Origin of the sequence: Clostridium sp. YIM B02569 (assembly GCF_022320765.1) — a bacterium.
Classification (GTDB): Bacteria; Bacillota; Clostridia; order Clostridiales; family Clostridiaceae; genus Clostridium; species Clostridium beijerinckii.
This window is the reverse complement of record NZ_JAKJJX010000013.1, coordinates 18,956-34,961: the sequence shown is the minus strand read 5'-3', so window position 1 is coordinate 34,961 and position 16,006 is coordinate 18,956. Positions and strand designations below refer to the sequence as shown.

Sequence of the window (16,006 nt, the reverse complement as noted above, 5' to 3'; positions counted from 1 at the left end):
CTCATTTTATATATACATTTAATTATTCATTATAAACTCTTGTATATTTCTTCTATATATTTAATACTTGAATCTAAATCTTCAGGTATTGTATCCTCAAGAATTATATCTATATATGGTTTTCTTTCCTTTATTAGTTTTAGTAATAATGGATAGTTAAATTGACCTTTTCCAATAGACACTTGTTGTACCTTTCCATCTTTATAGATAAAATCTTTTGCATGTATAATCACTATCCTATCACCAAATAGTTCAAAAGATTTTCTTATTATCTCGTCTTGTTTATCATAGTTACTTTCATCTATAAAATTAATCGGATCGAAAATAACTTGTAAGTTATTTGATTCAACATTATCTAAAGCTCTTTTTAACCTTTCTGGAGTATTCATTATATGCTTTGTAACCCCTTCTATTCCAACTACAATCCCGAACTTCTCTGCTTCTTTCACAAGTATTCGTATTGAATTTAGGCTCCTTAAAAAGGCTTCCTCTGTATTATTCTTTTCTGTATAAATATATTCCTTATTAAAAGCTCCAGTTTCTGTTCCAACTACATTACACCCCAAATATTTTGCGAAACGTATATGCTCTTTAAAGGTATCTAATGATTCCTTAAGTTCATTATCATCTGGATTAGCTAAATTAATATAACACCCAAGAATACTTACAGTTACTTCATATTTATTCAAAGTATTATTTATGTATTGGGCCATCCCTGGTGTCATACATCCTCTAGTAACTTCAAATTCAGATATTATTTTTTTCGCTACGAATTGAACGCTTTTCAACCCTTTTTCCTTCATTATTCTTCCTATATCATCTAACTTATAAAGTCCAATATCGTGTCCTCTAACTCCAATTCTCATAATCGTAATTCCTTTCTCAAAATAAATATAGCTTTATATAGATAATAAACTCTTTTTTAACAAAACTCAACATCATTTACTTGCTTTATTTTTAAAAACAACATAAAACAATATATATATTTCCTTACTTTTATTTTATTCAAACTCACTATTTGTAAGGTTTTTCTCTAATTATATTTAATTTACCCCCTTAATTTTCACTACTAAATAATCATTTTCTTTTTTACTTTTTCTTTATTTTATTTTGTTTTTATGTAGATTTATTTTGTTTCGTGATGTATAATTTGAATTGAGAATAAATGATAGAAAACTTTAATTTATACTACAATAAATTCACTAAGTTATTATAATAACTATATTGTTAACACTTACATGAGATTTAAATTTATTGTAATTAATCGTTACACCGATACCTTTTATTCATTATTTCAAAATACAAAAACTTTAGAGTATTGTTTATAATGCTCTTTACAAATAAATATTATGAGGTGATATAAAATGAAATTAACAGAAAAAGAATTACGTGCAAAACTTGACTTAGTTGTTGATAAACTTTTAAACTTAGATAGACCAACAGATGAAGAAAAATTAACTAAAGAAGGCGGAGAAGCCATAGGAATGTTTCCAAGAGATTTTGGAATTCAAGAATGGGATTGGCCACAAGGTGTAGGTTTATATGGCTTATTAAAGTTAGACAAACACGATAGAAGCAACAAATATCTGGATTTTTTAAATGAATGGTATAAAAATAATATATCAAATGGATTACCATCAAAAAACATTAATACAACTGCCCCTCTATTAACACTTATAAATCTATTAGATGTAAGTCCAAATACAGATTTTGAAAACCTTTGCCTAAAATGGGCTGATTGGCTTATGAACTGTCTTCCAAGAACTAAAGAAGGTGGATTCCAGCATGTTACTAGTGCTAATGGCGATAGACAAGGGGTTAGGCTAAACGAAAGCGAAATGTGGATAGATACTTTATTTATGACTGTATTATTTTTAAATAGAATGGGACAAAAATATAATAGACAAGATTGGATTAATGAATCGATTCATCAAGTCCTTATTCATATAAAATACTTATATGATAAAAAATCAGGTCTATTCTATCACGGATGGAGTTTCAATGAAAATAGTAATTTTGGAGAAGTATTCTGGTGTAGAGGTAATTCGTGGTTCACATTTGGAATCTTAGATTATATTGAAATGTTTGACGGTAAAATGAATTCAGGCCTAAAGAAATTTCTAATTGATACATTTAAGGCTCAAGTAACGACTTTAGTTAAATACCAATCTAAATCTGGATTATGGCACACAGTTATAGATGATCCTACAAGTTATGAAGAAGTATCTGGCTCAGCCGCAATTGCTGCTGGGATACTAACAGGAATAAGATTAGGGATATTAGACGATTCATTTAAACCTGCTGGTCAAAAAGCTATAGAAGCAATTTGCAATAATATAGCAAAAGATGGAACTGTATTAAATGTATCTGGTGGAACTGGAATGGGCTATAATAAAGAACACTATAGGAATATAATTATAGCTCCAATGGCATATGGCCAATCATTGACTATAATGGCTCTTGTTGAAGCACTTAATCATATTGATTGTTAATACTAATTTATTCTAAAAATATTATATATTTGAATCATTGCTTCAAATATTGAAATTATACATTGATAATCCCCATCTTCTATTTTGAGAATGGGGATTATTAATTTTTCTCTAATATTTAATATTTTCTTACAATGCCTAATGTTCTATCTAAACTATCATACGCTTCTTTAGCACACATTTCTGGAGTTTATTTTCCATACGCTATCTTATTCAACACATCAATACATAATATTTATTAAACTATTGTTAGATTGAAATTTCTATTAATTTACAGGCATTTGCAATTATATTGCATTGCTTGAGTAGTATCCAATACAACAATCTAAAAATGCCTTGTTAAAATATTCATATAATTTTAACAAGGCATTTATCTCGCCGTTATAGGATTTTTATGATTATCTTACTAGCCAGCCACCATCAACAGCTAATATGTGTCCATTAACATAATCAGATGCTCTACTTGCTAAAAATACTATTGCTCCCATTAAATCGAATGGTTCAGCCCATCTATCTGCCGGTATTCTTCCTTGTATTTCTGCATTTCTTTCTTTGTCTGCTCTTATTGGCGCAGTATTTGCAGTTTTTATATATCCCGGTGCTATAGCATTAATCTGAATATTCTTGCTTGCTAATTCATTAGCAAATGCCTTTGTTATTCCAGCTACTCCATGCTTACTTGCTGTATAAGGCGGTACAAATTTTCCTCCTTGGAACGCCAACATTGATGCTACATTAATTATTTTACCAGACCCCTGATTTACCATAATTTTAGCAACTTCCTGACTTAGAAAGTATACTGCATTTAAGTTAATGTCCATTACTGCATTCCAATCTTCTTCTCTATACTCAAGAAGTGGTGCTCTTCTTATTGTTCCAGCATTATTAATTAATACATCTATTTTGCCATACACTTCCATTGCTATTTTTACTACTTTTTCTCTATCCTCTTTTTTTGTTAAATCTGCTTGAACAAATGTTACTGATCTACCTTCTTTTTCTATTAATAGTCTAGTTTCGTCCCAATTTGTATCGTAAGTTGGAATTACCAAATCAGCTCCAGCCTTAGCTAATGCCACTGCATATCCTTGACCAAGTCCTGTATTTCCTCCTGTTACTATGGCTATCTTTCCATCCAATCTAAAAAAATTCATTGAAAATTCATCTAAAATATTTGACATTACTCTATTTCTCCTCTTCTTCTTTTATCTTAAGTCATCAATTTTTATATGATCCATATCATCAAAAGTCTTATTTTCTCCACACATTCCCCATATAAATGAATAATTCTGAGTTCCAATTCCCGAATGAATTGACCAGCTTGGTGAAATTACTGCCTGCTCATTCTTCATTACTATATGTCTTGTTTCCTGTCCTTCACCCATAAAGTGAATTACTGCTTGATCTTCAGGTACATTAAGATATAAATATACTTCCATACGTCTTTCATGAGTATGACATGGCATTGTATTCCATCCACTTCCTGGCTCAAGTATTGTTAATCCCATTACTAATTGACAGCTTTCACATACTGCAGGATGAACATACTGATTTATTGTTCTTTTATTCATGTTTATTTCATCGCCACATTTTATTTTATTAGCTTTTTCCAAATCTATTTTTACTGTTGGATATGATTTAAGTGCTGGTGCAGAATTTATATAAAACTTAGCTGGCTTTTTTCCATTAGCTGATTTAAATTCTATATTTTTAGTACCTTGTCCAACATATAATCCATCTCTATAATTTAGATTATATTCTTCTCCATCTGCTATAATTGTTCCTTCTCCACCTACATTAATAACTCCAAGTTCTCTTCTTTCCAAAAAGTAATCTGTTCCTAATTCTTTAGAAGCTCCAAGCTTTAATATTTCTTTTACTGGTGTAATTCCTCCAAATATGATTCTGTCATTATGGCTATAAACTAAATTCACTTCGTCACCGACAAATACTTTCTCAACTAAATAATGTCTTCTTAACGTTTCTGTGTCGTACTGTTTAGAATCTTCTGGATGATTTGAGTATCTAATTTCCATTTTCATAATATTCTCTCCTTGTATAATAAGTTTATAGTCAATTACATAACCGCTATAAACTTATTTGTTTTATATTTTATTGTTAAATACTATATTATCTTTACAAATTGAATATTATTTATTACAAACCTAAATTAATTTCTCTTAGACAAAACGTCCTTTTCGTATTCCTTTACCTCCTTGATCCAGCTTTCACCAACTGGTACATTGTTCTTTTCACAATAGTAATTCCAAATATCACCCATTGGATAAGTTTTAAATTCTTCCATTAAAGCTAATCTTTCTGTGAAGTTTCCTTCTTCTTGTAATTCCCTTAGCTTATCATTCGGTGTTAACATTGCATTTAATAAAGCTTTTATCATATTTCTTGAACCAATTGTCCATGCTGCAATTCTATTAATACTTGCATCAAAGAAATCAAGACCAATAATTACTCTATCTAATGCATCGTTTCTTACTATTTCCTTCGCTATTTCTTTAAGTTCATCGTCATAAACTACAACGTGGTCTGAATCCCATCTAACTGGTCTACTTACGTGAAGAGCTACTTTTTCATCGAATAATAACATTGCAGAAAGTTTATCTGAAACAACTTCAGTTGGATGGTAGTGGCCTGTATCCATTAATGACATTATGTTATTTTTAGCTGCGTAATTTAAATAAAATTCGTTTGAACCTACTGTATAAGCTTCTGCCCCTATCCCAAATACTTTTGACTCAACGCAGTCAAGGTTATATTTTTTATCTATTTGAACTTTAAAAATTTCATCTAAAGATTCTTTAAGTCTTCTTCTTGGTCCTAATCTATCACTCGGAATATCTTTGTATCCATCTGGAATCCAAATATTAGTTAAGCAAGTTTGCCCTAATTCCTTACCAAAATATTCTCCAATTTTTCTTGATGCAATTGAATGTCTTATCCAAAAGTCTCTTATCTCTTTATCGGGATGGGAAAGTGTTAATCCATCTGCTGACTTTGGATGTGAAAATATTGTCGGATTGAAATCTAACCCTAACCCATTTTCTTTTGCCCATTTAACCCAATTTGCAAAATGTTCTGGCTTTATTTCATCTCTGTCTACAAATTCGCCATTAGTTTCTAAATAAATTGCGTGAAGATTAACTTTGTGTTTTCCTGGAATTAAGCTTAATGCTTTATCTAAATCTTTTCTAAGTTCTTCAGCGTTTCTAGCTGCACCTGGATAATTACCATTACATTGAATTCCTCCAGATAACTCATTTTGAACTACTTCAAATCCCTTAACATCATCACCTTGCCAGCAATGAATTGATATTTTAACTTTATTAAGTTCATCTAAAACCTTATCTACATCTATTCCCCATTTTTCATATTCTTTTTTAGCTAATTCATATTTTTCTTTAACATTCATTTTTATGCCTCCTATTTATATTTAAATTTACTGATTATCTTTATTTGCAATATTCAATAATTCACTATATATTTCAAACAAATAGCAGTAAAGAATTGAATATTTTAATTTATACTATTGAGAGAGTGAACAAATTAATTGGATTTAAATATCTTAATATCAAAAGATTCTTTTATTACTTGTCTAGCTTCACTTAAATCTTTAAGAATATCTTTACTCATCATTTGAGCAACAATATTTCCTATGGCCGTAGCTTCAACTGGACCTGCAAGTACTTCTTTCCCTGTAACTTTAGAAACCAATTCATTTAAAAGATTATTCTGACAGCCTCCACCAAATATATTTATTCTTTCAAATTTCTTTTCAAAGATTTCCTCTAAATTATAAACAGCTTTTTTATAACAGTGAGCTAAACTATTAAATACACACATAGCTATCTCCCCTACCTCTTGAGGAACCTTTTGACTGGTTTCAACACAATATAATTTTATTTCCTCAACCATGTTTTCTGGTTTGAGGAATCTGTCATGATCTACATCTACTATTGATGAAAAATCAATATGTTCTTTTGCCAAATCTACTAATTCTCCAAAAGAATATTTATTATCTAAATTCCTTCTAACTTCTTGGATTACCCATAGGCCCATAATGTTTTTGAGGAATCTATATCTATAGTCTATTCCACCTTCATTTGTAAAATTATGTTCCATAGCTTGAGGCACACAAATTGGGAATCTATTTTCAACACCAATCAATGACCAAGTTCCTGAACTCAGGTAAACACTGTCGCTGTCATTGCAAACTGATGATATAAATGCTGATCCAGTATCATGGGTTGCAGGAAGTATCACCTCCATATCAAATCCAAATTCTTCGGCCAGTTCTTTTCTCAAAGTACCAAGATTAGTTTTAGGTAATTTTATCTCTTGAAAGATATCCTTCTTAATTCCTAGCTCATCCAGTATTTTTTCATCCCAAGTTCTCTCAAAAGAATTAACTAACTGTGTTGATGATGCATTTGTGTATTCATTTATCTTTTTTCCTGTGAGTAAAAAATTTAAGTAATCAGGTATCATTAAGAAAGTTTTTGCCTCATCTAATACTTCTGGATTATTCTTCTTTATGGAAAGTAATTGATATACCGTATTAAATCTTTGAAATTGGATACCTGTATATAAATACATCATATCTTTTGGAATAATCTTAAATGCTTCCTCCATCATTCCTTCAGTCCTATCATCTCTATAAGATACGGCGTTCCCAAGCATTTTATCGTTTTCATCTAGCAAAACAAAATCTACTGCCCAGGTATCTATTCCTATACTAGTAGGTATTTTCCCTATTTCTTTACATTTCTTAATTCCTTTTTTTATATCCTTAAATAATTGTTCTATATTCCAACAATATTCATTTCCTATTTTACTAATTCCGTTTTCAAATCTGTATATTTCCTCCAATTTTATCTTTCCATTTTCTACTGAACCTAAAATATGTCTTCCACTTGAAGCTCCAATATCAATAGCTAAATAGTACTCCATTTCTCTCCTCCTGTTCTCTTCATACATCACTCTATAGTTAAATTATATTGTATTAAAAAACCGTTTTTAATATCGGCATTTGTATAAATTATTATCCTTATTTGCACTACTAAAACTTTATAATCTTCTTAATATAATTTTTTATATTAAGAATTACTACATAAATATAAATAACGCTAGGTTAAATTGTTATTAAAAATCCTCCTTATAATCTCAGCCTTAGTAAAAATCTCATATCACTAACTTTATTTATAATTAAGTATGTTATCTATAAAAACAATTACCTTTAACTTACTACATAAATTTAAATAAAATTGGTAGAAATGTAATATAAATATTTAAATTTCTACTAATTTCTTACTTCAAAAAATCGGATTTTTGTATTGTACAACCTACAACAATATAGTATAATTATTATAGAAAATACTTAAGGCTATGGCAGTCTTAGCAGTGTTATATATTAACTATGTTTAATTTATTAATTGAATAAGATTTTAGCAAAGGAGCTAGAGAATATTAAAATAATTCTTTAGCTTTTTATTTTTTAATATGAATTTTTTACCATATATGAATTTATATGGTGGGAGTTTATATGTAGCAATTTCTTATTTCTTGTTGACAATTTATCATTTATACTCTAAAATTTTTTTTAAATTATTAATGTTTTTAATTAGTTAATATTAATTTAAATAAATGTTGTGTATTCTGAAAGGGGATCTTATTAATGAACAAAATCAATGAAATTTTTGCTTCAAATGTATTCAGCGATGCTGTAATGAAAGAACGTCTTCCTAAAGCTACTTACAAAGCTTTAAAAAAGACAATTGAAAAAGGAACTACTCTTGAACCAGATGTAGCAGATGTTGTTGCAGCTGCAATGAAAGATTGGGCTGTTGAAAAAGGTGCTACTCACTTTACTCACTGGTTCCAACCTATGACTGGAATTACTGCTGAAAAGCATGATTCTTTTATAAATCCAACTTCTGACGGAAAAGTTATATTAGAATTCTCAGGAAAAGAATTAATCAAAGGTGAACCAGATGCATCTTCATTCCCTTCAGGAGGACTTAGAGCTACTTTTGAAGCTAGAGGATATACTGCATGGGATTGTACTTCACCAGCATTCCTAAAAGATGGTTCTTTATGTATACCAACTGCATTCTGTTCTTATAACGGAGAAGCTTTAGATAAGAAAACTCCATTATTACGTTCAATGGAAGCTTTAAACAAACAAGCTCTACGTGTTTTAAAAGCATTAGGTAATACTACTACTAAAAGAGTAATTACAACTGTTGGTCCTGAACAAGAATACTTCCTAATCGATAAGTCAATGTATGATGCTCGTAAAGACCTTATCTTAACAGGAAGAACATTATTCGGAGCAAAACCTTCAAAGGGTCAAGAACTTGAAGATCATTACTTTGGAACAATCAAACAAAGAATTTCTGATTTCATGAAAGAAGTAGATGAAGAACTTTGGAAGCTTGGAATATTAGCTAAAACTAAGCATAACGAAGTTGCTCCTGCTCAACATGAGTTAGCTCCTATATTTAGCACAACAAATATATCGACTGACCATAACCAACTTACAATGGAAATAATGAAGAAAGTTGCTGCAAAACATGATTTATATTGCTTGCTTCATGAAAAACCATTCGCTGGCGTAAACGGATCAGGTAAGCATAATAACTGGTCAATGGGTACTGATGATGGAATGAATCTTCTTGAACCAGGTAGATCTCCACACGAAAATCAACAATTCCTTTTATTCCTTTGTGCTGTAATAAAAGCTGTTGATGAATATCCAAGCTTATTAAGAGTATCAGCTGCTAATGCTGGAAATGATCATAGATTAGGTGCTAACGAAGCTCCTCCTGCTATAATCTCTATCTTCTTAGGCGATCAATTAGAGGATGTATTAGAACAAATTGAAAAGGGTCCAGCTACAAGTTCTAAGTCTGCAAGTGAATTAACTATTGGAGTAAATACATTACCTCCACTTCCAAAGGATGCAACTGATAGAAACAGAACTTCTCCATTTGCGTTCACTGGAAATAAATTCGAATTTAGAATGGTTCCATCTTCTGCTTCAATTGCTGGATGTAACTTTGTATTAAATACTATAGTTGCTGAAACTTTATCTGAAATTGCAGATAAACTTGAAAAAGCTACTGATTTAGATACTGAAATTCAATCAATCTTAACAAATATCGTTAAAAACCATAAGAGAATCATATTCAACGGTAACGGATATTCAGATGAATGGGTTGCTGAAGCAGAAAGAAGAGGGCTTCCAAACATCCACTCAACTGTAGAAGCTGCTAAAGCTATGATAGATGAAAAGAATCAAGCTGTATTAGAAAAGCATGGAGTTTTAACTAGAGTAGAATCAACATCTCGTTATGAAATCACTTTAGAAAACTACAATAAGATTATAAATATTGAAGCTTTAACAACACTTGAAATGGCAAAACGTCAAATTTTACCTGCTGTAATTAAGTTTGCTACAAGTCTTGCAGAATCAATTAATACTATAAAAGCTACTGGTGTGAATGCAGACATATCAGTTCAAACTGAATTATTAACTGAAGTTTCAACATTAACAGCCTCATTAAATAATAATGTTGCCCTTCTTGAAAAATTAGTTGAAAAAGCTGATAACTTCGATGGAGATATATTCGATTTAGGAATGATGTACAGATATGAAGTATTTGAACAAATGAATACTTTAAGAGCTGATGCTGATAAACTTGAAACTCTAGTAGACGAAGAGTTCTGGCCACTTCCAACTTATAGCGATATGTTATTCAACGTTTAATATAAAATCTTTATATTAAATGGAGTGATTCCAAAAGGAATCACTCCATTTTATATATTATTACTAAGTTAATTTATATAATGTTATTATTAGAAAGGCTAAATGCTAATGACACCCTTCTAGAAAATATCATTAACATTTAATACAATTATATTCTATTTGCTAGTTATAAAATTGTATAGTGCTCCTATGAGATTAGCATCATTTCTAAACTTACAGCTAACTACATTAGGTAGTGGTAAATCATCAATTTCAAAACTCTTCTGATACTTGTCCACATTCCTCTTAATATATTGTATCAATATCTCTTGACTACTTATCCCTCCACCGATTGCAAATATTTCTGGATCTAATATACACTGTAAATTAAAAATTTGTACCGCTAGCTTATAAGTGAAATCATCTAAAATTTTAAGAATATCTGGATCGTTGTTATTTGCATATTCAAATATTTTATACCCATCTAATTCATCCGGCGGAAGACTTTTTACCTTTGCAACTTCATTTATCAATGCTTTAGAACCACTTATAGATCCCCAACAATCATCCGTATTCTCAGTATTATTTACATTCGTATTTATAAAACTAAACTCACCTGCAAAGAAGTTTTTTCCTTTATGGATTTTCTTATTTCGAACTATTCCTCCACCCACACCTGTTCCTAGAACTATTACAACTCCATCATCGAAATCTTTTAAACTTCCTTTCCAAACCTCTGCTAAAGCTGCACATTTTCCATCATTCTCTATTGTAATCTTTATCGGACATCTTTCTTTAAGAATTTTTACAATCTCTTTACCTTCATTATATGATAGTGCACCACCTGTATAAGCATAACCTTTTTCACTATCTAATACTCCTGGCATACTTATAGCTATTCCTTCTATATCATCTTTATATATATCATAGATTTCACCTATTACATCTATAAAACTTTCAATTTTATCAAGTGGTGTTGGTTTTTTCCCCCTCTCAATAAACTCCAAATCCTCTGTCATCAGTGCATACTTAATAGAACTTCCACCAACATCTAACACTAAATATCTCATCTCTACACCCCTCATTATTATCTTTAAAATTTAATTTGCCCACACTCTATGCCCTAATATTTACAAAAATAACGTTTACTAAAATAATCATAGCATAATGTTAAACCTCTTTCAATTCAAAGTAAGTAACTTCAAAGCATCTCAATTATTAACAAAAAAAGCTCTCTCAGCTTTTCATTAAGATAGCTTCTTCATTCTTAAATTATGCATTATATATGTTAAAAGAGATTAACTTATTAAAATTTATTCTAAACTATAGCACTGCGGAATAAATAATTTTTAAACATAAATTGAATTATTTAAAAGTTATATATTCCTTTCATTTCAACTTAGAAACTTTTCTAATTTAAGTAAATCTAAAATTGTTAATTCTGTTCATTTTATATTCTCTAGGCGTCATTCCAAATTTTTTCTTGAATATTTTGTAAAAGTATGTTGGATTCTCATATCCTACAAACTCAATTATTTCAATAATCGAATACTCAGTTAATTTGATTAATTCAACTGCTTTGCTTAACTTTTTTTCTTGCAATAATTCTTTAAAAGTCATTTTAGTATGTTTCTTTATTAATTTGCTAAGTTTATAATCTGGTTGATTTAATTTTTCTGAGAGCTCTAGCAGAGTAGCTATACTATAAAATTCCTCTATGTATTTAAGACTCTGAATTATCAACATCTTCTCATAGTTATCCACAGAATATGTCTCTATATCCTGTGAATTTTTTACTAACTCCACTAATAAAAGCCCTACTAGCAATTTTATTGTCGCTTTTTTCATTATCGAATTAGTATACAGCTCAATTATTATTTTTTCTAATAACTCTTGAATATTTTTTCTTTCAGAAACTTTAAAATATAGATATTCTCCTTCATCATAATCTGTATATAATGTAGTTAGTAAAAATTTACTTACTATATTTTCTTTATCTAACAGAGTTATTATATAGTCAAAAAATTCAGGCCTGATTATAAAGTTAATAATTATGTCCTCTTTGTCCGATGCTTTTATCTCATGAGTTATATATTGATTCAAGAAAATTAATTCGCCCTTTTGTAAAGTTATTTCATTGTTATCTATGATTTGAGTAAGCTTGCCTTGATAAACATAATTAAACTCAATGTAATTATGATTATGACTTGGAAAATTAATAAATCTAATATGCTTTCTAATATCTATTAGTTCCCCACTTGGTAGTAGTTTATTGCTATCTACAATGAAACTTCCATCGTCTGTATAAATGCTTCTATTTACAGAATTCTCTCCACTTAAAATGTTTACTTCTTCATCTGTCAGAGCAATCAGTTTATCATGAATTTCTTTTAACATATGTTAATTCTCCTTTTTCATTATCTCAAGCTTCATCAAAGTATTCTCTTTTCCATCTTCATTTACTTGAGGAAGGATATACACTTCATGGAAATCGCCACTTATCTTAATATTATTCGTATTTATATAATCAATAATTTTATTATAATATTTCTTATTTTCAAAACATCCTCCTTCAAAATATATTGTTATATACTCTCCCTCTGGTAAGACAATTGCCCTTCCTTCATTTTTTAGCATTCTTATATAATTATTTGTCATTATATTCTTATAAACCATCTTTTCTTTTAACTCATCATAGGAAACCATTGAGGATAATTCATAACTTAATTTTTCTAGCTGATTTTCACTATTAGGCATTACTTTTCTATAATTAATTTCCAATTCATCAATAGTGGCTGAAACGCAATCATAACTTATATATTCCCTTTTTTCATTATATTTAATAAATATTTTATCAGTTTCATATTCAATAATTGAAGAAACTGTGTTTTTCATATACTCTAAGTGATTTTTTATTATTTCCATTTCTATTAGTTTATTTTCCAAAACCTCTTGCTGAAAATTTATCATATCAAGTTTTTCTTCCATAGAAGTGCTTCTACCCATTAATTTTTTTATTTCATTTAGGGATAATCCCAATGTCTTATAATATTTAATCACATCCATTTGAAAAAATTGTTCTATACTATAATACCTATATTGGCTTTTTTCACTAATGACCTTTGGTTTTAGCAAACCTATTTTGTCATAATATCTCAGTGTCTGAATTGATATGTTATTCAATTTTGACATTTCCCCAATAGAAAAATTACTCAATATTTATCCCCCTTGCCACCTTATACTGATATAGCTTTTTTTGTATTAGTTTTTGTATTAGTAACAATGTTTACTGCTAAAAACGTTAATATTTCTGAAAAAATCATACTAGCCCATATTCCATTTGTACTATAATAATGTGCAGCTAAAAATAAAATTACTGGCAAAAATACAAAAGATCTAAAAGCACAAATTAAGTTAGAGAACTTTGGCATTTCTATAGATTGATAGTACATCGATGTGCTTAAATTTAAACCTGTGAAAAAATAAGCTAAATTAGTCATATTAAGTCCAATATACGCTATATTTATTAATTCCTTATCTGTTGTAAACAAACCTATAAGATTTTTTCCAAATATAAAGCATACTAAGGTAAACAATAAGTTTACCGAGACTGACGCTATTAGTGCAAACTTATAAAATGTAAACATCTTTTTTGTATCCCTAGCTCCAAAATAGTAACTTATTAATGGTTGGGCTCCTAAACTAACACCTAGAAGCATCATATAAATATTTGTAGTTATATAATTTATTATACTATATGACGCAATTCCTTCCTCTCTCATATAGATTCCTAAAACTATATTATAGAAGAATATTATTATCGAAAAGGCTGCTTCTGCAAAAAACGATGGGAAACCTATGGTAATAATCTCTTTAACCACTTTCATTTCTAGCTTCACATTTCCAAAAGTTAATTGACCTTTCTTCTTTAAAAAATGAGGCAGTATTATAGCTATTGTCGCTACTTGCCCAAGTCCAGTAGCAATAGCGGCTCCCCTAACCCCCATATTTAAAGGAAATATAAATATATAATCTAATAATATATTTACCACTGTACCAGCTATCGTTGATATCATAGCTAACTTAGGACCTCCATCATTTCTAATGAATCCATTCAAAGTTATTCCTAACAAACTAGGTATACAAAACAATGAATAGTATCTCAAAAATTCTGCCGACAACTCCTTCAAATTTTCAGTTGCCCCCAAAAGAACTACTATGTACTCCGAAAAAACTATAAATACAAAACTAATAATACTACTTAATATTATAATTGATTTAAATGCTTGGCGAAAAATATATACTGCTCTTTCTTTATCTTTAGCTCCAAAGTTTTTAGAAACTAGAGCACCTCCACCAACTGCAAACATTGTAGCTATTCCAAATAAAACTATTGTAGCTGGCATTGCAATTGCAACCGCTGCTAACCCCAAATCTCCTACACCTCGACCTACAAAAATACCATCTATAACTGTATATAATGACGATACAAACATAGCCGATGCTGATGGAATAGAGTATTTTAAAAACTTTTTAAACATATTTTTATCTTCCCTTTACAAATATATTTCCTAATATAAATTATAAAGTCTATAGTTGGAATAGAGTCAACCTCTTTATAAAAGAAGACTTGCCTAAAAGCAAGTCCTCTTTTATAAAATCGCTATCCATAATAATCTTATATCAATCCTAAATCAATATCTCCTTATTTAGAATTTAATTATGCATCCATTCTCATAAGTTAAAAAATTTCCTTACAAAAATTGAGTTTTCTAAATATATGTTATACACAATATGCCCATTCTACTTTTCTTTCTTAACTCTATAAACTAGAAATATTCCATAACAAACTAAAAGAAGCGCTATTAATATCTTGATATCAAATATATTTTCTCCTAGGATTAATGCTGATAACAATGTTCCAAATACAGGTATTAAAAAATTAAATACTGATATTAATCCTACTTTGTTATATTTTAATAATTGTGTCCAAACAGTAAAGGCTATTGATGATAGTAATGCCATATATATAAGTAGTAATGTTGATTTCGCCGTAAATCCTTCTAAGCTACCTCCTAATGCAAATCCTAATGCTGTAAGAAGAATTCCTCCTATAAATAGCTGAAAACCAGTTACTATTGAAGGTTCTTGAGTTTGCGTTATCTTCTTTCCATATATTGCTGACACAGCAAATATTATTGCAGCAATCATTATAAACCCCTCACCTTTAAAAGTGACAGATGTTCCTCCTAATGATTCTCCATTTAAATTAACAATTACTACTCCTATAAATCCAATAACGCATCCTATTATCTTATTTAAATTTAACCTATCATTCTTATATATAAAATGAGCTAGAATTATACTTACAAAAGTTCCTGTTCCATTTATTATAGATCCTCTAACCCCTGTAGTATATGACATTCCCACATAAAAGAATATATATTGAAGTGCAGTTTGAGTTAAACCTAATAAAGTTATCTGACCAAATTGCTTTCTAGTAAATTTAAATATAACTCTTTTTGATATAAGCTCAAATATGAGTATAAAAATACCTGCAAGTGTAAACCTATATCCGGCAAAAATTAATTTAGAGCCTACATCACTTATATTAAATAGTGAATATCCAACTTTTATAGCCGGATATGCACTTCCCCATAAAAAGCAACACAATGTTGCTAAAAGTACAATATTTTTTCTGTTAGTATAAACTTTCACTTCATCCATTTTATATGTTTCTCTCTCCCGCCTA

General features: G+C 29.4%; 12 protein-coding genes. 2 read left to right on the top strand and 10 right to left on the bottom strand.

The features are described 5' to 3' along the window. Positions 1–29: 29 nt before the first annotated feature. Complete coding sequence (locus L3B96_RS13070) at positions 30–866, bottom strand: sugar phosphate isomerase/epimerase (RefSeq protein ID WP_238861344.1); 837 nt, start codon at positions 864–866, stop codon at positions 30–32. A gap of 498 nt (positions 867–1,364) precedes the next feature. On the opposite strand from L3B96_RS13070, the gene L3B96_RS13065 reads away from it, so the two are divergent. Next, positions 1,365–2,492 (top strand): glycoside hydrolase family 88 protein, encoded by a 1,128-nt coding sequence (locus L3B96_RS13065; RefSeq protein WP_236895673.1) that lies wholly within the window; start codon positions 1,365–1,367, stop codon positions 2,490–2,492. 398 nt (positions 2,493–2,890) lie between these two features. On the opposite strand, the gene kduD is transcribed toward L3B96_RS13065, so the two are convergent. From kduD to rhaB, 4 genes are all read right to left on the bottom strand, one after another. Next, entirely contained in the window at positions 2,891–3,673 is a 783-nt protein-coding gene (gene kduD / locus L3B96_RS13060) for a 2-dehydro-3-deoxy-D-gluconate 5-dehydrogenase KduD (protein ID WP_238861342.1), read from the bottom strand. 24 nt (positions 3,674–3,697) lie between these two features. Then, positions 3,698–4,534 carry a 5-dehydro-4-deoxy-D-glucuronate isomerase gene (gene kduI, locus L3B96_RS13055; protein WP_238861340.1) on the bottom strand — a complete coding sequence of 279 codons (837 nt, stop codon included), beginning with the start codon at positions 4,532–4,534 and terminating at the stop codon, positions 3,698–3,700. Between the two features lie 128 nt (positions 4,535–4,662). Beyond that, on the bottom strand, positions 4,663–5,919 hold the full coding sequence (gene rhaA, locus L3B96_RS13050; protein WP_011967795.1) for an L-rhamnose isomerase: 1,257 nt from the start codon (positions 5,917–5,919) through the stop codon (positions 4,663–4,665). A 134-nt stretch (positions 5,920–6,053) separates the two neighbouring features. Beyond that, complete coding sequence (gene rhaB / locus L3B96_RS13045; RefSeq protein ID WP_238861338.1) at positions 6,054–7,457, bottom strand: rhamnulokinase; 1,404 nt, start codon at positions 7,455–7,457, stop codon at positions 6,054–6,056. A gap of 724 nt (positions 7,458–8,181) precedes the next feature. On the opposite strand from rhaB, the gene L3B96_RS13040 reads away from it, so the two are divergent. Beyond that, on the top strand, positions 8,182–10,275 hold the full coding sequence (locus L3B96_RS13040) for a glutamine synthetase III (RefSeq protein ID WP_238861336.1): 2,094 nt from the start codon (positions 8,182–8,184) through the stop codon (positions 10,273–10,275). A 155-nt stretch (positions 10,276–10,430) separates the two neighbouring features. Here the strand turns inward: L3B96_RS13040 and L3B96_RS13035 are convergent, their stop codons facing one another. The 5 genes from L3B96_RS13035 to L3B96_RS13015 all read right to left on the bottom strand — a co-directional run bounded on the left by L3B96_RS13035 (position 10,431) and on the right by L3B96_RS13015 (position 15,981). Further along, positions 10,431–11,324, bottom strand: coding sequence for an ROK family protein (locus tag L3B96_RS13035; RefSeq protein ID WP_238861335.1), 894 nt, complete (start codon positions 11,322–11,324; stop codon positions 10,431–10,433). 346 nt (positions 11,325–11,670) lie between these two features. Beyond that, positions 11,671–12,651 (bottom strand): AraC family transcriptional regulator, encoded by a 981-nt coding sequence (locus tag L3B96_RS13030; RefSeq protein WP_238861334.1) that lies wholly within the window; start codon positions 12,649–12,651, stop codon positions 11,671–11,673. A gap of 3 nt (positions 12,652–12,654) precedes the next feature. Then, positions 12,655–13,470, bottom strand: a complete 816-nt coding sequence (locus L3B96_RS13025; protein ID WP_077855887.1) for a MerR family transcriptional regulator — start codon at positions 13,468–13,470, stop codon at positions 12,655–12,657. Positions 13,471–13,490: 20 nt separating this feature from the next. Next, the gene (locus tag L3B96_RS13020; RefSeq protein WP_238861333.1) at positions 13,491–14,795 is read right to left on the bottom strand and encodes an MATE family efflux transporter; all 1,305 of its coding nucleotides are present in this window, start codon (positions 14,793–14,795) and stop codon (positions 13,491–13,493) included. Positions 14,796–15,057: 262 nt separating this feature from the next. Next, complete coding sequence (locus L3B96_RS13015) at positions 15,058–15,981, bottom strand: DMT family transporter (RefSeq protein ID WP_236895682.1); 924 nt, start codon at positions 15,979–15,981, stop codon at positions 15,058–15,060. Positions 15,982–16,006 lie beyond the last annotated feature (25 nt).